The organism is Pseudomonas sp. KH_046_2, from assembly GCF_057838985.1.
The window spans coordinates 3,804,213-3,826,271 of record NZ_CM174480.1; the positions used below are offsets into that span (position 1 = coordinate 3,804,213).

Below are 22,059 nucleotides of genomic sequence, written 5' to 3' on the forward strand. Positions count from 1 at the left end.
TGATAGCCTTTTATTCCTTCGGCGTTGACACTTTTGCTCAAGCCCTTCCATTCCATTGGTGGAACTCATATGTCCAGGCTTTCCCATCAAGATTTGCGCCGCAATTTTCGCCAACTGTTCGCCTCCAACACCTGCTACCACACAGCCTCGGTGTTCGACCCGATGTCGGCCCGCATTGCCGCCGACCTGGGCTTCGAAGTCGGGATCCTCGGGGGATCGGTCGCCTCGCTGCAAGTACTGGGGGCCCCTGACTTTGCCTTGATCACTCTCAGCGAGTTCGCGGAACAGGCCACCCGCATCGGCCGTGTCGCCCAGTTGCCGGTGATCGCCGACGCCGACCACGGCTACGGCAACGCGCTCAACGTCATGCGCACCATCGTCGAACTCGAACGGGCCGGCGTCGCCGCACTGACCATCGAAGACACGCTGCTGCCCGCGCAGTTCGGCCGCAAATCCACCGACCTGATCACGGTCGCCGAAGGCGTCGGCAAGATCCGCGCGGCGCTCGAAGCCCGGGTTGATTCGGAAATGGCGATCATCGCGCGCACCCACGCCGGGATTCTGCCGGTGCAGGAAATCATCAGCCGCACCCGGCAATACCAAAGCGCCGGAGCCGACGGGATCTGCATGGTGGGCGTAAAGGACTTCGACCATCTGGAGCAGATCGCCGAACACCTGAGCGTGCCGCTGATGCTGGTGACCTACGGCAACCCGCTGCTACGCGATGACAAGCGCCTGGCGGAACTGGGCGTACGCGTGACCATCGACGGTCATGGCGCGTACTTCGCCGCGATCAAGGCGACCTACGACAGCCTGCGCGAGCAACGCCAGATCCTCACCCAGACCTCAGACCTGAGCGCCACCGAGCTGACGCACACCTACACGCAACCCGAGGAATACATCCGCTTCGCGGAGGAGTTCATGAGCGTGAAGGAATGACGGTTTAAACCGACACGCCGCCATCGTCGGATCGCCGCCCGGAGCAAGCCCGCTCCCACAGGTCTTGCGCTGGACAGTCACACCGAGTCGAGCAGTTCGCGATGGGGTTTCCCGTTCCCGCAGCAGATCACCCGATTGCGCCCAGTGGTCTTGGCTTCGTATAGCGCATGATCGGCGTCGTTGAGCCAAAGCGTCGCATCGGCGTGGGCCGGGTTGAAGGACGCCATTCCAATGCTCAGGCTGACTTTCAGCGCCGGATTCTGCTCGTACCCCAAAGTGGCGAAACGATCGCGCAGGGCATCCATGACGGCGACGGCGCGGTTCAGGGGCAGGTCCGGAAGGATCACGCAGAACTCGTCACCGCCGTAGCGCCCTGCCACATCGGTCGCTCGCAGGTTCTGCTTGAGCATTTTGCTCAACTGTCGCAAGACGATGTCGCCGGCAACATGGCCGTAGGTGTCGTTGATGGCCTTGAAATGGTCGATGTCGATCAGGGCGATCGCCCCGCCTTTTTGCTGGCGTTTGCAACGCTGGAACTCGACCTCCAGCTGGTCCTTCCAGGTGCCATGGTTCAGCAGGCCTGTCAGGCTGTCGGTGCGGCTCAGTGCCAGCAGTTCACGCTTCTGACAACCGAGGGTATGGGCCTGGCGGAAGCAGATCCAGCCCAGCGCCAGCGGATACAGGCACAGCAACGGCAAACAGGCATAGAGCTGCACCGCGCTGGTGGCAGGAATGAACGCCGGGGCGAAAATCTGCAGGCCCACGCCCACGCCCAGGATTTGCGCGGCTGTCCCGGCCAGCAGGAAACGCAAGCCGCCTATGGCCACGTTGTTCATGGCCATCATGGAAATGGTGGTCGCGCTGGGCAGAGGATTGAATTGCATCGCGGCAATCCAGAAGCCGCCAAGAAAAGCATCGATCAGCAGATTGCGGTGTTCGGCATGATAGGGCGTCCTGGCCCGGCGCGCCAATTGGTAAGCCAGGTGCGGCCAGACCAGGCCATTGAACCACATGAAACCCCAGACCCAGGGTGCCGGATCGAGTGGATACATTGCCGCGCTCACGCACACCAGCCCCAGGGCCAACCCCAGGGTCCGCGATGTATAGAGCCTCCTGGCCAATGAAAATCCCTTTCCTCCCGATTTTGCCATAGGGCCTCTGTGCCACTCGACGGAATGCGATTACAGCCTGTGCCTGTGCGCTGGAGTCTATCAGGGCGAGATTAAATAGCCATCACCGGCTGACAGGCTGAATATCGCGACATCACGCTCACATAAAAGCAAAAGCCTCGCCCCAGAAACGGCTATACATGAAAGAAGGGATTGATCGATGACCATAAGAGGAGGCCCATGCAGACCTTTCAAGTATTGATCATCGGCAGCGGGTTTGGCGGCCAATGTGCAGCAATCAATTTGCTCAAGGCCGGCATCGACGATTTTCGCCTGCTGGAGCGGCGGGATTTCTTCGGCGGTACCTGGTGCCAGAACACCTACCCCGGCGCGGCAGTCGATGTGCCCTCACCGCTGTACTCCCTGTCTTTTGCTCCGTATCGCTGGACACAAATGTTCGCCGAACAGGCCGAACTGCACCGCTACACCCGCCACGTGGTGGAACACTTCGGCCTGCGGGACAAAGTGGAGCTGGACGCCAATGTCGAGCGCGTCGAATGGGACGATGCCAACAAACGCTGGACGGTGTACACCGCCGGCAAAGGCACGTTTTGCGCGCAGTTCCTGATCAACGCGACCGGGCCGTTGAGCCAACCAGTGGTTCCGCACTTCGACGGACAGGAACGCTTTCAAGGTAAAACGTTTCACACCAACAACTGGGATCACCACTACGACTACCGGCAAAAACGCGTAGCCATCGTCGGCAGCGGCGCCAGTGCGGCCCAGGTCATTCCAGCCATCGCTCCGGACGTCGGGCACTTGCATGTGTTCCAGCGCACGCCCCACTGGGTTTTGCCCCGGGCCGACCGCAGCTTTGGCCGTTTCCAGCGCTGGCTGCTGGGGTTCAAGCCGGCCTACAAGCTGCTGCGCTGGGGGATCTACTGGCAGTTCGAAACCCGGGTGATTGCCTTCAAGTATTCGAAACCGGCGGTGCACATGGTCCAACGCCAGGCCCTGCGCTTTCTCAAACGCCAGGTGCCGGACGCCGAACTGCGGCGCAAGCTGACGCCGGACTACACCATCGGCTGCAAACGGGTGATTCTGTCCAGCACCTTGTACCCGGCACTGGCACGCGACAACGTGACGCTGCACAGCCGCGAGCAAGGCATCGCGTCTATCGACGAAACCGGCATGGTTACCCAGGATGGCCAGCACATCGACCTGGACCTGATCGTCTGGTCCACCGGCTACGATGCCACCGACGGGGTTATTTCCTACCCGGTAACGGGCAAAAACGGCACCCGTCTCAAGGAGGTCTGGGCGCAATTCCCGCGGGCCTACCTCGGCACCGCCCTGCCCGACTTTCCCAATCTGTTCATCGTCACCGGGCCGAATACCGGCATCGGCCACACTTCGGCGCTGTTCATCATCGAATCCCAGATGAATTACATCCTCGATTGCATTCGCACCTTGAAGACTCAAGGTTTACGCAGCATCGAAGTTCGCCATGAGGCGTAACGTACCTACACTGAAATGATCCACCGGGAAATGGAACGCACCGTGTGGAAATCCGGTGGTTGCCACAGTTGGTATCAAAGCAAGAGCGGTCATGTGATTGCCATGTTTCCGGGATTCAGCTTCAGCTTTCATCGCTTGACCCGAGCGCTGAAACCCGCCGATCACATTTTGTCCTGAGTAGATAGAAGGGAGACGCGTGATGCTTTTGTTGTTCGTCGTTCTCGCAGTGTTCGTCGCCTGGAGCTGGCTGACCTACCCGGCCATCGGCTACTGGGTCTATGACTTGAGCATGGCGGCCGAGGCCAAGCTGTACCGGCTGCACAAGATCGTCGTGCCCATCCCCGAGATGACCGTCTCGACCTGGCAAGGCGGGCCGTACGAGGCCACCAGCAGTGTGCTGATGCTCCATGGCTTCAGCGCCGACAAGAACCTATGGCTGCGTTTCGCCCGACACTTTGTCGGCAGCCATCGGGTGATCATCCCGGACATCGCCGGCCATGGCGAAACCGGCTTCAAGGCGGGCGGCGGCTACGACATCCCGCTGCAGGCCAAGCGCATGATCCAGCTGCTGGACGTGTGTGGGGTGGAGAAAGTCCATGTCATCGGCAACTCCATGGGCGGCTACATGGCAGCCTGGCTTGCGGCCAAGTATCCGGAGCGCATTGTGTCCGTGGCCCTGGTCGACCCGGCCGGGGTCACTTCGCCCGAGCCCAGTGACCTTGAGCGGCATTTGGCCAAGGGCCACAACCCGTTTCTGATTCATTCGCGCGAAGAGTTCCGGCGTTTCTACGCCATGACCATGGCTTCGCCACCCTGGGTACCGAAGCTGGTGCTCGATGCCGTCGCCCAGCGCTATGAACAGTCCCGCGAGGAGCTGGAAGAAATCTTCCGGGAATTGCGCGCCAGCCCGCCGATGGAACCGCACCTGCCCGACATCACCGCTCCGGCGCTGTTGCTGTGGGGACGCAAGGACCGGCTGATCGATGTCAGCAGCGTGGCGGTCTGGAGCAAGGGCATCGTCGACCTGCGCGTGCATATCTGGGACGCCATCGGGCACATGCCCATGGTGGAAGCGCCATACGGTTCGGCGCGCCTGTATCGCGAGTTTTTGGCATCGCTGCGTTCGGAGAGCCCACAGGATCAACGACTGCATTAGGCACTCAGTCCTTTGCAGAATGAAGTTCGTCAGAAACTTCGTTTGTCGGCGTCGCGCAAGGCTGCGATCTTTTGTCCATCCTTTACGTCACCGCGCCAGGAATCCTGTTCATGAACAACCCGAACTTCGTCAGCCCTGACCTGATCCGCCAACGCTTCTCCAAAGCGATGTCCGACATGTACCGCGAGGAAGTGCCGTTGTACGGCGCATTGATGGAACTGGTGGAACAGACTAACCGTCACGTGCTGGACAGCGATGGGCAAATCCTGCGACAGCTCACCAGCACCGGCGAAATCGAACGCCTGGACCTGGAACGTCATGGGGCGATCCGCGTCGGCACCGCCGATGAACTGGCGACCCTCGCCCGCCTGTTCGCGGTGATGGGCATGCAACCGGTGGGTTACTACGACCTGACACCGGCCGGCGTACCGGTACATTCCACGGCGTTTCGCGCGGTGCATGAAGCGTCGCTGCAGGTCAGCCCGTTCCGGGTGTTCACCTCGCTGTTGCGCCTGGAACTGATCGAAGACCTGGAGCTGCGAGCGTTCGCCCAGTCGATGCTCGACCAGCGTTCGATCTTCACCCCCACGGCTCTCACGCTCATCGAACGCGCCGAATCCCGGGGTGGCCTGACCGAGCAGGAGGCCCTGGAGTTCGTCGAGCAGGCACTGGAAACGTTTCGCTGGCACCACAGCGCCACCGTCACCGCCGAACAGTATCGACAGCTCAGCGCCCAGCATCGCCTGATCGCCGACGTGGTGGCGTTCAAGGGCCCGCACATCAACCACCTGACACCGCGGACCCTGGACATCGACATCGTCCAGGCGCAGATGCCGGCCCATGGCATCACCCCCAAAGCGGTGATCGAAGGCCCGCCTCGCCGCCAGTGCCCGATCCTGCTGCGCCAGACCAGCTTCAAGGCCCTGGACGAGCCGATTGCCTTCACCGATCAAAGCGAGGCACGCGGCAGCCACAGTGCCCGTTTCGGCGAGATCGAACAGCGCGGTGCCGCCCTCACGCCCAAAGGCCGCGCACTCTATGACCGCTTGCTCAACGCCGCACGGGACGAACTCAAGGACTTCCCCAGCGAAGCCAACGCCGCGCGCTACAACGCCCTGATGGCGCAGCATTTCAGCGAGTTCCCTGACACCTGGGAAGGCATGCGCCAACAGGGCCTGGCCTACTTCCGCTACTTCGTGACGGAAAAAGGCCTGGCGGCGGGCGACCTGAAAAACGCGCCCCTGGAAGACCTGCTCAGCGACGGTTACCTGCGGGTTGAACCACTGGTGTACGAAGACTTCCTGCCGGTCAGCGCGGCGGGGATTTTTCAGTCAAACCTGGGGGACGCGGCACAAACCCGTTACGGCGCCCATGCCAATCAGCAGGCGTTCGAACAGGCCCTGGGGCGTTCGACGATCGATGAGCTGGAACTGTACGCCGAGAGCCAGCGGCGTTCGATCGAACAGTGTTTCACCGCGCTGGCCGATGTTGTTCAAGTCAATACAAAACATTACTGAACGATTTGTTACAACTGAATAAAAAAGGGCGACCTGCAGGTCGCCCGTTTTTTTATATCCAAAACTTTCAATACAACAAATAAAGTGTTCGCCCAGTGCAATGGCCTCGGCAATCCATGCACTGGTAAAGAGCCCTGACACTGGGCGAACGGAAAGTATTTTAGTAGAAGCGGATTAATATGTCCGTGCCGCAAAGATGAAATTTATCGACACAATGTTTAACAAGATGTCGATTTAAATACTATGCAACACGGCAGCTCAAACTCACCAGTTCGACCATTATGGGCTGATCATTCCTATACAAAACTTGCACAAAAATAATCAGCCCGTATAGAACCATTACTCGATATCAGTGCTTGCTGGTCACCGTCAATATGTCGGTATAAACCACGTTGACGCTTTGCCCGACTTTCAAGTCCTTGAGTTTGGCCTGGACTTCAGGTCGTTTGACGTCGACGGTCTTGGACTTGCCTTCCGGGTTTTCGAAGGTCACCTGGTTTTTCTTCAGGTCGATGTGGGTGATTTTCAACTGCACTTTCACCTGGCGGTAAGCTTCGCCGCCCGGGTTGGCGCTGCCTGGCGCTGCGCGGATTTCGCCGGTGGCTTCGGCGGTGCCGGGCAGGCCTTTGTCGATATCGGTGTCGAGGTAGGCTGCAACGGCGCTGGTGACTGTGATGTCGACCGTATCGCCGGCCTTGAGGTTATCGAGGTTTTTCGCCTTGTCGGTCAATTGCACCGGGAACTCGTTACCCTGCGGGCCTTTAAGAACCACGGAATGGTTCGCGGCATCAACCGAAACGACTTTGGTGGAGATCTGATCAGCCACAACGACTTCGGACAACGGGATATCGGCGGCAACCGCGCCAAAACTGGCGGCAGACAGCATGGTAGCGAGGGTGATGGCTTTGGTCAGTGCATGGCGTTTCATAGGCAGAACATTCCCTGTGATAGATGGCAACAGACGGCGTTGAAACCAGGCTCAACGCCATGTGTGCGAGTGAGCATAGACGCTGTTGAGCGAGTGGTCGCGCCGGGACGGTGATTTTCCTCGCACGAGCGCCTAGTACCCGGTCATTTCCAGATAGCCCTGCCCTGCATGGCTGCCGCTGAGGCGCACCGGGCCTTCCCAGTAGGGAATGCGCAAGTCCATCCAGGCCTGGGGATTGAGCGCGGTAATGGCGATATCGAGGTGCCTGGCGGGGATTTTGATCGACCAGCGAATGGGCATCGTGCGCCCGGCAACCCGGGCGCTGTCTTGCGGCGTGAGGATGATGTCGCGGGCGTGCAGCAATTGTACCTGGCCCCGGGCGTCGATCCAGGTGCCGGTGAGGTAAGGCTCGCCGTCCTTGTGCCGCATGCGATACAGCATCACCTGCTCGCCGCTGTCCAGGTGCAGGGAGAGCCAGTCCCAACCGGTCTGGTTGCTCGTCAGGGGTTGGCTGCTCCATTCGCGGTCGAGCCAGGCCGGGCCACTGACCTGAAAGATTTTGCCGTCGATGTCCAGAGTGCCGCTGGCCTGAAAAAACGGCTGGCTGTAGTAGTAAGAAGCCTGGCCCTGCTCGGACTTCTGGCTGAACCCCCGGTCTCCCTGAAGCACCAGCGGCCCCGTCGCGGTCAACCGCAGCCGGTAGCTGAAACGCTGGTCGCGAGCACTGAGTAGCACGTCGGCCAACGGGTCGTCGGCAGTCGCCTGGCTGCGCAATTGCCAGTCGTCGATCCATGCATAGAACGGCGCAACGCTGACACCGGCCTGACCGACGCCGCCACGGGCATAACGTTCGGCCGCGTGATGCACCGTCGCCGACGTCACCGCCGCGTGGCCGAGCCAGATCGTCTGATTCTGCCAACCCGCCACCTCGGGGCTGGCTTTCAACGCGCTGCGGAACAAGGTCCATTGCGCGCCGAACTCATTGCCCTGATCGTCCTTCAGGTTGGCCGTGACGTACCACCATTCGATGCGAAAGCCGTCGTGCGGGCCGTGATCCGCCGGGAAGCTGAACTCCCGACCGGGCACCACCGGGGTGAACGCGGCGGCCTGGCTGCCCAGCCCGGCAAAGCCCTTTTGCTCCAGTGCCGGTTGATCGCAACCGCTCGCCAGCAGCGCCAGGAGCAACACGCCGACTTTAATCTTCATGGGCAAACGTCCGCAGCAGGTCCGCCGGTTGCGTGCGGTACAAACGGTACAACGGCCAGGCCGAGGCCAGTAACGTCGCCACCAGCGCCAGCCCCATCAATTGCAACAGTTGCAATGGAAACACCCGCAACGGCAGGCGCCAGCCAAAGGCCTGCACGTTGATCACCGTGTCCAGGCACCACGCCAGGGCGATGCCCAGCGGCAACGCCAGCACCAGGGTCAATATCGCCAGCAACCAGGTTTGCCCGAGGTTGAGCAACATCAGATGCCGACGCCTCACGCCCAGCGCCCACAGCGGCGCCAGTTGCCCGAGGCGGCTCTGGCTTTGGGTCAACAGGCTGATGAACAGCGCTACGCCGGCCACGCACAGCGTCAGGCTGTTGAGCGCGGCGGTGGCGGCGAAGGTGCGTTCGAAGACTTGCGTGGACCAGCCCTTGAGCCGCGCCTGATCGACGATGCGGCTGTCGTCCAGGGTAAAGCGCGCCTGCAATGCCGTGACGAACGCCGGGATCGCCCCCGGCTCGATGCGCAGGTTGAAGCGGTTCGGTGTCAGTTGCGGCCAACCGCTGAGCAGGTGGTTGATGTTCACCAGAATGTGCCCCTTGGGATTGCCATAGTCGGCGTAGATCCCGACGACTCTCGGCGACCACGGACCGGTGGGAGTCGGCAGCGTCAGGTGATCGCCCAGTTGCACTTGCAGGCGCCGGGCCAGTTGTTCGCTGAGCATCACTGCATCGTCCTTGGCCAGTCGCTCCCAAGGGTTGTCGCCCAGAGCTTCGAGCAGCGGCCAGTGCTGGCGATAGGTCGGATGGTCGATGATCCCGGACAAGTCCGTCGGCCAGCCCTGCAACTGGATCGAAACCTGCCAGTTGGGCAGCACTGCCGCCAGTTGCGGCTGCTGGTCGAGCCAGCCGTGCAGCTCCCGGGACTGGGTCGGGTTCTGGGGATTGAGGTAAAGCTCGGCCGTCAGCCGTTGTTCGAGCCAGTCGCTGAAGGTCTGGCGAAAGCCTGCGGTCATGCTGCCGGCACCTATGTTCGCCGCCATGGCCAACAGCAGCGCCATCAACGCCAGGCTCAGGGCCGGCAGTTGCTGGCGGCAATCGGCGACAAACCACTGGCCGAGCACCGAGCGACTGCGCTGCGAAACGAGATTGAGCAGTGAACTGAGCACCACCGGCAATGCCAGCGCGGCACCGATCAACAGCGCGGCCATCAGTACGAAGCCACTGATAAGACTGTCGCCGAAGATCAACGCCAGCAGCGCGATCACCCCGGCCAATGCCGCCACCCAACCCTGGCGTCGCAACCAGCGTGCATGGGCCTGGTGCCAGGCCTGCGGGTCGGCCAGCGCCAGCAATGGCAGACGCGCCGCCCGCAACAGGCTGTTGGCCCCGGCCAGCAACGCGCCGACCAGACTCAAGCCGATCCCACTGAACCACCACGACAGGCTGAGGCTCAACTGCCCCGCCACTTCGGCGCCGTACAAGCCACGCAGGCTGGCGGCGACATCGGGCAACAGCACGCCGGCCAGCAGGTAGCCGCTGACCACCCCGGCCACACCGCCAATCAGGGCCAATCCACCCAATTCCACGGCGAGACAAGCGATCAGCATCCGCGCACTCACACCGCAAGCACGCAGGGTCCGCAGCAGGCTTCGCCGTTGCTCCAGTGCCAGCCCGATGGCAGCGTGCACGATAAACAGGCCGACCACGAACGACAGCACCCCCAGGGCATCGAGGTTCAGGTGGAAGCTTTCGGTCAGGCGCGTCAGGTTGTTTTCTTCGCCGGCGCGCTTGAGTTGCAGTTGCCCTTTGAACGGCTCCGGCAGCGGCGCGGTGAAATCCTTCGGTAACAGCAGCCGCGACAGTTGCTCCGGCAACCCCAGGACCTTCTGGGCAAACCCGATGTCCACCAGCAGCACGCCGGGCGCCATGTCGGCCTGTACATGCAGCGGCGGCAGTGCCGCGCCCGCCAGGTTCTGTGGCCGGTCACCTTCGCGCAAACCCAGTGCCTGCAAGGTCTGGGGCGATATCCAGGTACTGCCCGGCGGACTGAAGAAGCCGACCACCTGTTCAATCGCCAGGGCCTGCCCGGCCACCGCCGCGCCCGCCGGCAGCGACACAGGTTCGATGCCCATCAACTGCAAGCGCTGCTCTTCGTGCCCCTTGAGCGTGACCCGGCCTTGCAGCACCGGTGACACCGGCCACCCCGCGCGCCGAAGATCGATAAACCATTGCTGGGCGAACGTGCCGCCTCCAGGCGCACCGAGGCTGGCCTGAGGTTCGCCGCCGATCAACTGACTGGCGCGGGCGTAGCTGTCGCGTGCCTGGCTGTTGAGTGCCTGGACGCCGGTCAGCAGACCGGTGGCCAGCCACAACCCGGTCAACACACTGAAAAACTGTACCGGGTGCTGCCGCCAGTGGCTGAGCAGCGCGCGCAGGGTTTCGCCAAAGATGCGCATGTCAGCGGTCGCCCATACCGGCCAGGCGACCGCCGCACAGCAGGGCTTTTTCCGCCAGCCGCGCCGCCACACCGGGACTGTGGGTGACCATCAACAGGCTGGTGGGGCTGTCATCGAGCAATTCCAGCAGCAACTGCAACACCTCGGCGCCGGTGGTTTCATCGAGGCTGCCGGTGGGCTCGTCGGCCAGCAGCAGTGGCGGGCGCGACGCCAGCGCCCGGCCCAGCGCGACCCGTTGCTGCTGACCGCCGGACAGTTGCTCCGGGTAGCGCCGCAGCAGCTCACCCAGGCCCAGGCGTTGCACCAGGTGCGCCTGCCAGCGTGGGTCATGACGCCCCGCCAGGCGTGCCTGAATCGCCAGGTTGTCTTCGACCCGCAGGCTGCCGATCAGGTTGAATTGCTGGAACACCAGGCCGATTTCCGTACGACGCCAGTTCGCCAGTTGCCCTTCATTCATCTGCTCCAGGCGATGCTCGCCACTGCGGATGCTGCCGCGATCGACCTTGTCCAGCCCGGCGATCAGGTGCAGCAAGGTGCTTTTGCCACTGCCCGACTCGCCCATCAGCGCCAGGCTGCTGCCAGGCCTGAGCGTCAGGTCGACGCCTTGCAGCACCGGCAGCGGCCCCTGCGGTGTGGCGTAGCTTTTGAAAACGCCATGGACTTCAAGCATGGGGTCAACCTGCTGGATATGCATGGGCCAAGGATAGCGGCCCTGAATGGTTTTTGTCCGCTGACGATCATGGCCCCGACCGGCCATCGTCCTACCCTCGAAGCTGGTCTGACCATAACGATAAAAAACGGAGACGCCATGCCTCGTTTCACCTTGAGCCCCCGTGGGCTGCTCGCTTGCCTGATCACTGCCTGCCTTGCGCAATCGGTGGTCGCCGCCGACGCACCGGTCGCGGCCAGCCCGCAAACCACGGCTAGTAACGCCGCCGTGCTGCAACAACTGCCCTTCACCGACCGCACCGACTACGAGTCGGTCACCAAGGGCCTGATCGCGCCGTTCAAGGGCCAGGTCAAGGACGCCTCGGGCAAGGTCGTCTGGGATATCCAGGCCTATGACTTCCTCACCAAGGATAAGGCCCCGGCGTCGGTCAATCCGAGCCTGTGGCGCCTGGCCCAGCTCAACGCCCATGCCGGGTTGTTCGAAGTCAGCCCTCGGTTGTATCAGGTGCGCGGCCTCGACCTGGCGAACATGACCATCATCGAAGGCGATGACGGGCTGATCATCATCGACCCGCTGACCATGGCCGAAACCGCCAAGGCCGCGCTGGACCTGTACTACCAGAACCGCCCGCACAAACCGGTGGTGGCGGTGATCTACAGCCACACCCACGTCGACCACTTCGGTGGCGTGCGCGGGGTCATCGACGAAGCCGACGTCAAGGCCGGCAAGGTCAAGGTGTTCGCCCCCGCCGGGTTCATGGAACACGTGATGAGCGAGAACGTCTACGCCGGCAACGCCATGAGCCGCCGCGCGCAGTTCCAGTTCGGCAGCCTGCTGCCCCGTGGCGATCACGGCCAGGTAGACGCGGGACTGGGCAAGAGCTCGCCGAGCGGCGGCACCGTCACCCTGATCCCGCCCACCGACCTGATCGACAAGGAACTGGAAACCCGCACCATCGCCGGCCTCGACGTGGAATTCCAGTTGACCCCGGGCACCGAGGCGCCGGCGGAGATGAACCTGTACCTGCCGCAGTTGCGCGCCTTGTGCATGGCGGAAAACGCCACGCAAATGATGCACAACATCCTCACCCCGCGAGGCGCGCAGGTGCGTGACGCCAAGGCCTGGGCCGAGTACCTGGACGCCAGCCTGGCGCGTTACGGCGACAAGAGCGACGTGCTGTTCGCCCAACACAACTGGCCGACCTGGGGCGGCGAGCGCATCCGCACCTTCCTCGCCGACCAGCGCGACATGTACGCCTTCCTCAATGACCGCACCCTGCACCTGCTGAACCAGGGCCTGACGCCGCTGGAAATCGCCGACTCGATCAAGAAACTGCCCGGCAGCCTCGACCAGAAGTGGTACACCCGTGGCTACTACGGCTCACTGAGTTTCAACACCCGGGCGGTGTATCAGCGCTACATGGGTTTCTATGACGGTAACCCGGCCAACCTCAACCCGCTGCCGCCAGTGGAAACGGCCAAGCGTTCGGTCGAGGCCATGGGCGGCGAAGCGGCGGTGCTGGGGAAAATGCAGGCGGCGATGTCCAAGGGTGAGTACCGCTGGGCCGCGCAATTGGGCAATCAGGTGCTGTTCGCCAACCCGGACAACGGCGATGCCCGCAAAGCCCAGGCCCAGGCGCTGGAGCAAATGGGCTATCAAAGTGAAAACGCCACCTGGCGCAACATGTACCTGACCGGTGCCATGGAACTGCGCAACGGCGTGCCACCCAATGCGGGCACGTCGGTATCGGTGGACATGGTGCGGGCGATGAGCCCGCAGATGTTCTTTGACTTCCTGGCGGTGCGCCTGGACAGTGAAAAGGCCGTAGGCCACGACCTGACCCTGAACTGGACCTTCGATGACCTGAACCAGGACTTCAACCTGACCCTGCGCAATGGCGTGTTGACCCACCGTGCCGGGCTCAATGCTCAGGCGGATGCCAGCGTGACCATGAGCAAGGCCACCCTGGAACAGATCAGCCTCAAGCAACTGGATATCCCGACGGCGATCCAGAAAGGCCTGATCAAGTTGCAAGGCAATGGCAAGAAGCTTGGGGAGTTGATGAGCAGCCTCGATACGTTTGCGCCGCAGTTCAATATCGTGACGCCTTGATACCGTCCTCGCGAGCAGGCTCGCACAGGAATCCGTGCTGTTCACAGCATTTGTGAACGACACAGGTCCCGTGTGGGAGCGAGCCTGCTCGCGATGGCTATCTGGCAGGCGGCATGGATATTTGAGGGTGTACATATCCGTTTCTGCGGTAACGGCGGCTTATGGTTCCGCTCTTACAGCGGGTCACTTGGAAAAGCCCCAAGTAACCAAGGGCTCTTGCCCCTGACGTTCGGTGCCTCGCTGTGGCTCGGCATGCCCTCGCTCCGGTCCTGCTCCGTGGGCCCGCCGCCATCGGCCATCCATGGCCGGGGGCGGCTAACCCGGCATCCATGCCGGGTTGCCCACTGCGCAGAACCTCCTCTCGGCCTCACGAGGGGGCGTACACCGCAACAGCACCCGAGGCGGCCTACCGGCCGACCTGACTCTTTGGTCCGTACGCATTTCAAAACTGTGGAAGCGAGCCTGCTCGCGATGCGGTTCAGGCAGACACCACTTCAACCTTCGGCATTTGCCAGCGTTGATTGACCACTTGCTGCCCAGGTCCATACAAGCGCAGGACCAGGGTGAACGCCCCGCTTGCCGGCGTCGGCAACCAGTTGCTCTGCTCTGGCGGAGTGGCGTTCTGCAGGATCAACGTCAACCCGCCGTCCTCGTCCATCTGCATGTGATCGCGGCTGCTCAGGCAGTAACGATTGATCGGGTTGGCCACCAGTTGCCGGTCCGGCAAGTCATACAAGGTCAGCGACCAGAACTCACTTGCCGGCGGTAATTGACCCGGTGCGAAACGCAGGCGATAGCTTCGCCCGCCCTGCAAGGGTTGCCCCTGATTATCCAGGCGAGTGCCGGTGTAGAAGGCCTCTTCCACGCTGTTGCCGTAGATGCCGACATTCGCCGCGACAGCGCGGTTGAGGTAATTGCCGTTCAGCGCTTCGCGCGTGCCGAACAGGCCGAGGGTGGTGCGTACCTGGCTCACCGCGGTTTGCAGTTGCGCCTGGGCGTCCTGAATCCCGGAGAGCAGTGCCTGGCGCGTTGCTGGCGGCAACGTCACCGGGTCGAAAGCCTGGCCGGGCACGATGCCGATCCGGGCAAAACGTGCGCGCAAGGCTTGTTCGGACGGCTGCGTGGGGCACAGGCTGAGGATCTGGTTCAGTGCCGGGATAAACTCCAGCCCCAACCCGGTCTTGCTGTCCCAGGGTTGCCAGTCAATGGCTCGCGCAGCCACGGGCGGTGCACTGCCGGTGTATTCATGCAACGAACGCAAACCGTATTGCTGCTGCAAGGCCCGCACCGCCGGCAGGTCCCCGGCGTTTTTCAGGCCCGTTCTCCCAAGCACCATGACGATTTCGGTTTCACTGCGCAGCACCGCCTTGACGCCGTCCGGTGTCGGGCCTTGCCAGCCGGGTCCGGCGATCAGGTAATTCCCCGCTTCGCGACCGGTGCTGAGCACGCCGACATAGGCAAAGTTGTGGGTGTATTGGTCGACCAGTTGAAGCACGTAATAGCGCTCGTCATCGACCGCCGGCACGCTCAATACCTGTGGCTCGCTGCGCAGGTCGAGCCAGGCCCAGGAGTACGGCGTGTCGTTGTTCGGCGTGACGATGTCGCGGTTGTTCGGGGTGAACAACTCAGTGTAATGACGAAAGCGGTTGAAGCCGCCGACGTACTCCGGCGCGGCCGGGTTGAGCGCCTGTTTTTCCATGGTCTGGTAATGCATGAGCATGGGGTAGGCGTAAATCCACGCCTCTTTGGCAATCTGCCGCAGGTCATCGGAATCAGCGGCCAGCAACCAGCGTGGAAACATCAGGCTGCCGCCCAATACCCCCATGCCGCCCAGCACCCGGCGGCGACTGAAAATCAGGTTCATGATTCGATCCTCGTTATCGTCGGCAACTGATAACCCCCGTCCAATGCCCCGCCCTTGGGCAGGTACAGGCGCAACAGCAGGTTGAACGGACCTTGCGGCGTCGGCAGCCAGTTGCCCTGCGGCGCAGCCTTGGGCGCATCGGCTTGCAGGATCAGGGTCAAGCCGCCATCGGCATCGTATTGTAGACCAGGGCTGCGATCGCCCAGGGCGTAACGCTGGATCGGGTTGGCCACCAGCAACTGGGTTTTGCCGTCATACAGGGTCAGCGACCAGAACGCATTCACCGGCGGCAATTGCCCGGCGGGAAAATGCAGGCGATAGGTGTGTTGGCCGTTGAGCGCCTGCCCCTGGGCATCGTGCAACGCCATCGGGTACTGCGCTTCCACCGCATCGTTGGCGTAGATGTAGCGCCAGGCGACCGCGGCACGGGTCAGGTCATCGTCGCCGTATTTGCCGACGTTGGACGGCGACGGCAACCAGCCCTGCCGTTCCACCGACAGCTGGCTGGAGGCTGTGCGGACCTGTTCGCGACCGGATTCGGCGCCTTGGGCGACGGCTTCGCTCAAGTCCGCCGGGGCCTGGAATTCGCTCCCCGGCTTCACGCCGATGGCGGCGAAACGGGTCAGTTTCTGTTGTTCGCTGGCGGTCCATTGGTGCAAGGGGGCCAGTGCGTTGAAGGTGCTGAACAGCGCCTGCGCCGGCCCTTGCTTGCTGTCCGTATACGCTGGCAGTTGCAGCGGAGCCAAGGGTTCAGGGGCCGCGCTGCCAGTGACTTTGGACAGCGGTTGCAAGGCGTAGCCCTTCAGCACTTGCGCGGCGTCTTTCTGATCCGCTTCGCCCTTGACCTCGGTCCGTCCCAACAGGAAGACCAGCCGGCTCGGCGAACGAATCACCGCGCTGAAACCCGATGGCACTGGCCCCTTCCAGTCCGGCCCGACGATCAGGTAGCGCCCCGCCTGATCACCTGTGGCGCGGGTGCCGATGTAGTCAAGGTTGTCGGTGCGCATGTCCACCAGTTGGAAGCTGTAGTAGCGCCCATGCACGGCCGGCACGTCCAGCACCATAGGTTCGCTGCGCAGATCGAGCAAGGCGCGGGAATAGAAGGTGTCGTTGTTGGGCGACACCACTTTGTTGTCTTGCGGACCGAGCAGGCGCGGTTCGCTGTAGAGGCGGTTGAACGGCAGGTTCGCGGCGATGGCACTGAGCACCTTGTCGTGTTCGACGGTGGCGTAGGCGAACACGTAGGCTTCCTGGGCCAGGGCTTTCGCTTGCTGTTGATCCAGGGTTGCAGCGTGAACAGTGCCCAGGCTCGCGCCCAGGGCCAGAGCGGATATCCAGTAGCGCATGGCAGATCTCCTTGGCAGGTAAATATCAACACACCGGCCCCTGTGGGAGCGGGCTTGCCCGCGAAGAGGCCGGTACATCCAACATTGATGTTGTCTGACACACCGCCTTCGCGGGCAAGCCCGCTCCCACAGGGACTTTCGGTGATGCTGCAATACGATTTACTTGGCCCAGCGCCGCAGGTCCGACGGGGTGTAGTCGTCGGTCTTGGCGGCGAAGCCCACGCGCATCGGCTCGGTCTCTTCGTTGGCCAGGCCGCCGGCGTAGTAGCGTCCGGAGATCAGGTCATAGGAGGTTTCCAGCACGTTGTAGGTGAAGCCGTGGTCGTACTGCTGGATCGCGTGCAGTTCACCGCTGCGCCACAGTTCTCCGCGGCTGTCGTGCTGGTCCGACTGGGCGATTTGCCAGCTGTCTTCATCGACATAGAACCGGCGCTTGGCATAAATGTGCCGGGCGCCCGGCTTGAGGGTTGCTTCCACCACCCACACGCGGTGCTTCTCGTAGCGGGCCAGGTCCTGATTGACGTGGTTGGGCTTGATCACCGCGTCGTACTTGAGGTCGCGGCTGCCGATCTTGTAGCTGTTGTAAGGAATGAACAGCTCTTGCTTGCCCACCAGCTTCCAGTCGAAACGGTCCGGCGCGCCGTTGTAGCCGTCGATGTTGTCGGCGGTGATCAAGCCGTTGCTGTAACGGGCGCTGTTGTCGTAGGCGATCATCGGCGCACGACGCACGCGACGCTGCCCCGGCAGGTATTGCCAGGCCGAGCGCGGCTCGGCGACCTGATCGATCGGCTCGTGCACCAGCACCGCCTCGCCGGACAGACGCGCCGGTTCCAGCACCCGGCTCTTGAACATGAACAGGATGTTCGAGCCCGGCTCCAGTCCGCCCACGGTGTCGGCGAAGTTGATCAGCGACTGGTTGCGCACGTAACTGGTGGCGCCGTTTTCACGCACCAGCGCGGCGCTGCTGATGCGCTCGTAGCTGCCGCCGCGATAACGGGTCATGTGGTTCCACATCACCTCCAGGCCTTCGGTGGGCAACGGAAACGGAATGCCCCTGGCGTAGTCATGCAAGCCGTTGCCGCCGTCGGCCATGCTGGTCTTGGCGACGTTCTCACGACTGGCCACCAGTACCTCCTTGGGCAGGTTGGCGCTGCGATGGCTCGGGTAGATGTTCATCTTGTAGGTGTCGGGAAAACGCTTGAACAACGCAATTTGCCCGGGGCTGAGAAACTTCTCGTACTGCGCCACGTTCTTCGCCGTGACGGTGAACAAGGGTTTCTCGGCGGCATACGGATCGCTGTAGCCGCCCTTGCTGTCGACGGTGCCGGCGTTGACGGCAAGCCCTCCGGTCCAGGCCGGAATGCTGCCGTCGGCACTGGCTGCCATTTCCGAGCCCATGGGGGTCAGGGACTTGCCCAGCGCCGCCGAATCGGTGCCTTTGGCCTGAGCCAGGCCAACGGTGCAGGCCAGGGCCAGCACGCACAATTGCATACGCATAACGGTTCTCCTTAGAAGTCTGCCTTGAAGCTGACGGATGCGAAATCGCGGTCGTCGAGGGTGCTGTAGTCGTTGGAACCGAAGAACGTGTTGTAGGCCAGTTCCACGCTGTAATCGTTCATGTAGACGCCGGTCAGGCTCACGCCCAGCGCCTGCTGCCCTTCCTGGAACGGCCCTTGCGGATCGTAGGAATAGCCCGAGATGTCATGCCGCCAGTTGACGGCCGGAATCAGGTTGATACCAGGCAACACATCGCTGTATTCGAGGCTGGCGCGCAGGCGATAACCCCACGACCAATCGGTGGCAAAGCCCTTGTCGGTGCAGTATTGGTTGGTCACACCGGACGCCACCGTGTTGCACGGCGTGCCGTTGCGCGGGGCGCTGCGGCCGAACGCAGCGTTACGGCCCAGGCGCTCGTCCCCCAGATCGTCGATGTGCACGACCCCGGCTTCACCGAACAGACTCAGGCGCGTGGCACCCAGCACGTTGTCGATGGCCTGGGTGGCCGAACCGGTCAGTTGCCAGACCCCCTTGCGTTCCCACGCATCGAACTGGCTGCCATTGGTGGTGCTGAAACCGGGCGGCAGCTGCACCCAGGAGCTGCCCCCCGGTCCGGAAATCACGGCGACGTTGACGTCGGGCGCGTTGATCGCGATCGGCATGTTCGGCCGGTAGCTCAGTTCACCGGCCAGGGAAATCCCGGTGACAGGCTCGACGCCGTTGAGGCTGATACCGTACAGGCGAATGTTTTCCGGGAAAGCCGCCGCATAGCTCGGCCCCTGGATGCCACCGGGGAAGGTGCCGGGCAAGGCGGTGTTCCTGGCGTTAATGGTGAAATACGGCAACCGCGAGTGATAGTTGATGTAGTAGATCGCCGCTTCCGCATCGTTGAGCGCCGGGATCATCTGGCGCAGGGCGAAACCGAACTGGCCGTTGTCGGACGGCGACTCGTTGCCCCGGGACGTGGCGAACAAACCGGCGGCCTGCATCTGTTGATCGGTCTGTATCTGGCTCAGGTACAGCGGTCCGCAACCCGGCTGGATCACATCGCTGCTGGCGAAGAAAGTGCCGCAACCGTCAAGTACGCTGGGGCGCCAGTTGTACTGGTAGAAACCTTCGAGGTTGGTGGTGTCGGTCAGGCCGAAGCTGAAGGAGACCATCTCCACCGGCAACTGGCCTTCCTTGATTTCCACGCCGGGACGGTTGAACGCCGAGATGTCCAGCGGGTTGATCACGTTGATACCGTTCTGGATCAGCAGCGCTTCGCCCCAGGACAACACCTGGTTGCCGACCTTCACGCTCAGCGGATGCCCGGCCACCTGGAAGTCTTTCCAGACGTAGGCGTCGAGCACTTCGAAGCCCTTGAATTTTGACAGGTCGTCCCAGCCCGAATCATCGAAATCCTTGAAGCGGCCATTGCCGGTTTCATAGGCATGGTCGTACCAGTACTTGAAGCGAATGAATGCGCCCTGGCCCTGGCCATCGAGACTGACATCGGTGAGGCCCTTGAAGAGTTGCGAGATGGGGTCGCCCTTCTCGAAGTTCAGCCGGTTGTCGTCGGCGCTGACGCTGGTGCCATTGGCATTCACGCCCTGGGCCTGCAAGGCGTTGGCGCGGGTCATCAGGCTTTTGTCGGGGTTTTGCGTCGACCAGCTGCTGCCCAGGCTCAGGCTGGTCTTGGTCGACAGGCTCCAGTCTTCGTTGAGGTCGAATGTGGTGGCGTAGGTTGGCCCCGTCAGTAGGGCAAGAATCGCCAGCGCAAGGGGTTGCGGGCGGGTATGGCCAAGCCGGTGAAGTCGTTGGCGGACTCCGGCTGTGGCCGAGCGTTTTTTTATCATTATTGGGCTCCGGTCAGGTTTGCTCAGCCCGGACACGGTGCCCAACTATCGGGCGGGACACGCAAGCGATGGCCGACAAAAAATAATCATCGGGATGGCTGCGTGGCAGGCGGTATTTGTTTTGAAGGTGTACATATCCGTTTCTGCGGATACGGTTACCTGTGGGAGCGAGCCTGCTCGCGATGGCTTTGTGTCAGGCGATGAGTGTTTTGTGGGTGTACATATCCGTTGCTGCGGTAACGGCGGCTTATGGTTCCGCCCTTATGTATGGACTCGCCCCTACGGTCTACCTGCTTTTCAAACACTGCTACCCGGTTGCATCTATGTATAAGGCCTGTTCGAGGAAGCTGTCTTCGGCTTCTGGCCAACATTGGTTGAGCTCGCGGCATGCCGATTACGTTCAGGCCTCGAAGGCCGGTAAGGGCGCAGGCATCGATCCGCGACGGTCTGACCTGGGGTCAATGTTTTCTAGCAGGGGCTGGAGCGCCTTGGCGCCCCGGAGGCAGAACGCTGTCGATCAGTAACTTGGCGCAGCTGGCCGGCCATTGGCCGGTTGGCTGCGGTAAGTCTGGTCATTTTGTAGCAGCACCCAAACGATTCGAAGGTTGCGGTTCGCCAACCGTATCGCCGCTTCCTTGCGTCCCAGTCGACCCAGCCAACGTTGCAACCGACGATCGTCGGGCTGCTCTGAATCAGGGCGCAAATGCCTCAATACCGCGTGAGCCCCTTGAACCATCAGGCTGCGCACATAGCTGTCGCCTCGTTTGCTCATCCTGCCCAGGCGAATCTTCTGCCCACTGCTGTTCTGCTCAGGCACCATGCCAAAGTAGGCCGCGAACTGGCGTGCATTGGCAAAACGTTCAGGTTCGGTCTCCTTGGCCAAAAGCGCTGTGGCGATGATCGGGCCGATACCGCGCACGGTCATCAGTCGCCGGGCTGTTTTATCCTCGTTCGCGGCGCTCTCCAGGCGACCGGTCAGCACGTTGATCCGTTCGCCTAACTGACGCCACTCGCCCAGCAGCTCGTCTATCAGCTCACGCAATATGTCTGGCAATGGTTGTGTCGCGTCTTCCAGCACCCGAGGCAGGGTCTGACTGATAGCGACATCACCTTGTGCCAGGGTTATACCGTGTTCCATCAGCAAGCCCCGCATCTGGTTACTCATGGCTGTGCGCCGACGGACATAACCCTGCCGGGCACGGTGCAAGGCCTGCATGGCCAGTGCTGTGGCACTTTTGATGGGGACCGCCGCAATTTTGCTGTCGCGCCCCGCACGCAATATGGCCCGGGCATCATTACGATCATTTTTGGCGCCGCTGCGGTGCTTGGCCACAAGTTGCGCCGGAAGAATTCGCGCCAGATTGCCCTGAGCCTGTAGCTGCCGCGCCCATGCTTGAGCGCCTGGGCCCGTTTCTACCAGCACCACTACGGTTGGCGGCAGTTTGCGCAGGAAGGTATGAAAGGCTTCACGCGACTTGATTCGCTCTTCGTAAAGCACTTGGCCAAGGGCATCTTCCCCCGCGACCTGGAATATCTGCTTGGCAAGATCGACTGCCACTGTCGTGCATGTCGATAGATCGGTTGGAGACAGGGACTGTTTAACCGTCGTATTCTTTTTCATGGATTCGCCCTCGCTGTCGGTGGCTTCTTAGACTGCCCCCGTGGCGCATTGACGCCTCGGCGCGGGCGAGTCCATCCAATTACGGCGGGGCACTTTCGAAGAGCGCGAAAGTAACCAAAGCGCTTTGCCCCTTACATTCGGTGCCTCGCCTAGGCTCGGCATGCCCTCGCTCCGGTCCTGCTCCGTGGGCCCGCCGCCATCGGCCATCCATGGCCGGGGGCGGCTAACCCGGCATCCATGCCGGGTTGCCCACTACGCAGAACCTGCGCTCGGCCTC

14 protein-coding genes and 1 pseudogene are annotated in these 22,059 nt (G+C 62.2%); 5 read left to right on the top strand and 10 right to left on the bottom strand.

What is annotated here, in order from left to right; translation table 11 throughout:
- The first annotated feature begins 69 nt into the window (after positions 1-69).
- Complete coding sequence (locus AC3IX1_RS17215; protein WP_489385099.1) at positions 70-939, top strand: isocitrate lyase/PEP mutase family protein; 870 nt, start codon at positions 70-72, stop codon at positions 937-939.
- Between the two features lie 77 nt (positions 940-1,016).
- Here the strand turns inward: AC3IX1_RS17215 and AC3IX1_RS17220 are convergent, their stop codons facing one another.
- Entirely contained in the window at positions 1,017-2,090 is a 1,074-nt protein-coding gene (locus AC3IX1_RS17220; protein WP_489385100.1) for a diguanylate cyclase, read from the bottom strand.
- 198 nt (positions 2,091-2,288) lie between these two features.
- On the opposite strand from AC3IX1_RS17220, the pseudogene AC3IX1_RS17225 reads away from it, so the two are divergent.
- From AC3IX1_RS17225 to hglS, 3 genes and pseudogenes are all read left to right on the top strand, one after another.
- A pseudogene (locus AC3IX1_RS17225) lies at positions 2,289-3,743 on the top strand (flavin-containing monooxygenase).
- A gap of 22 nt (positions 3,744-3,765) precedes the next feature.
- A complete protein-coding gene (locus AC3IX1_RS17230; protein WP_489385101.1) occupies positions 3,766-4,722 on the top strand; it encodes an alpha/beta fold hydrolase in 957 nt (318 codons plus the stop codon).
- A gap of 110 nt (positions 4,723-4,832) precedes the next feature.
- Positions 4,833-6,239, top strand: coding sequence for a 2-oxoadipate dioxygenase/decarboxylase HglS (gene hglS / locus AC3IX1_RS17235; RefSeq protein ID WP_489385102.1), 1,407 nt, complete (start codon positions 4,833-4,835; stop codon positions 6,237-6,239).
- Between the two features lie 349 nt (positions 6,240-6,588).
- Here the strand turns inward: hglS and AC3IX1_RS17240 are convergent, their stop codons facing one another.
- The 4 genes from AC3IX1_RS17240 to AC3IX1_RS17255 form a co-directional block, all read right to left on the bottom strand.
- On the bottom strand, positions 6,589-7,167 hold the full coding sequence (locus AC3IX1_RS17240; RefSeq protein ID WP_489385103.1) for a hypothetical protein: 579 nt from the start codon (positions 7,165-7,167) through the stop codon (positions 6,589-6,591).
- Positions 7,168-7,299: 132 nt separating this feature from the next.
- Complete coding sequence (locus tag AC3IX1_RS17245) at positions 7,300-8,373, bottom strand: lipocalin-like domain-containing protein (protein ID WP_489385104.1); 1,074 nt, start codon at positions 8,371-8,373, stop codon at positions 7,300-7,302.
- Positions 8,363-10,834, bottom strand: a complete 2,472-nt coding sequence (locus AC3IX1_RS17250; protein WP_489385105.1) for an ABC transporter permease — start codon at positions 10,832-10,834, stop codon at positions 8,363-8,365. Before AC3IX1_RS17250 ends, AC3IX1_RS17245 begins: the two co-directional genes overlap by 11 nt.
- A gap of 1 nt (position 10,835) precedes the next feature.
- Complete coding sequence (locus tag AC3IX1_RS17255) at positions 10,836-11,504, bottom strand: ABC transporter ATP-binding protein (protein ID WP_489385106.1); 669 nt, start codon at positions 11,502-11,504, stop codon at positions 10,836-10,838.
- 138 nt (positions 11,505-11,642) lie between these two features.
- On the opposite strand from AC3IX1_RS17255, the gene AC3IX1_RS17260 reads away from it, so the two are divergent.
- Entirely contained in the window at positions 11,643-13,616 is a 1,974-nt protein-coding gene (locus AC3IX1_RS17260) for an alkyl/aryl-sulfatase (protein ID WP_489385107.1), read from the top strand.
- A 478-nt stretch (positions 13,617-14,094) separates the two neighbouring features.
- On the opposite strand, the gene AC3IX1_RS17265 is transcribed toward AC3IX1_RS17260, so the two are convergent.
- The 5 genes from AC3IX1_RS17265 to AC3IX1_RS17285 form a co-directional block, all read right to left on the bottom strand.
- Positions 14,095-15,480 carry a DUF1254 domain-containing protein gene (locus tag AC3IX1_RS17265; RefSeq protein ID WP_489385108.1) on the bottom strand — a complete coding sequence of 462 codons (1,386 nt, stop codon included), beginning with the start codon at positions 15,478-15,480 and terminating at the stop codon, positions 14,095-14,097.
- Complete coding sequence (locus AC3IX1_RS17270) at positions 15,477-16,826, bottom strand: DUF1254 domain-containing protein (protein WP_489385109.1); 1,350 nt, start codon at positions 16,824-16,826, stop codon at positions 15,477-15,479. Before AC3IX1_RS17270 ends, AC3IX1_RS17265 begins: the two co-directional genes overlap by 4 nt.
- A gap of 159 nt (positions 16,827-16,985) precedes the next feature.
- Positions 16,986-18,323, bottom strand: a complete 1,338-nt coding sequence (locus AC3IX1_RS17275) for a DUF1329 domain-containing protein (protein ID WP_489385110.1) — start codon at positions 18,321-18,323, stop codon at positions 16,986-16,988.
- A gap of 11 nt (positions 18,324-18,334) precedes the next feature.
- Positions 18,335-20,161: a DUF1302 domain-containing protein gene (locus tag AC3IX1_RS17280; protein WP_489385111.1), complete on the bottom strand. Its 1,827-nt coding sequence runs from the start codon at positions 20,159-20,161 to the stop codon at positions 18,335-18,337.
- Positions 20,162-20,678: 517 nt separating this feature from the next.
- Complete coding sequence (locus tag AC3IX1_RS17285; RefSeq protein WP_489385047.1) at positions 20,679-21,782, bottom strand: IS110 family RNA-guided transposase; 1,104 nt, start codon at positions 21,780-21,782, stop codon at positions 20,679-20,681.
- Positions 21,783-22,059 lie beyond the last annotated feature (277 nt).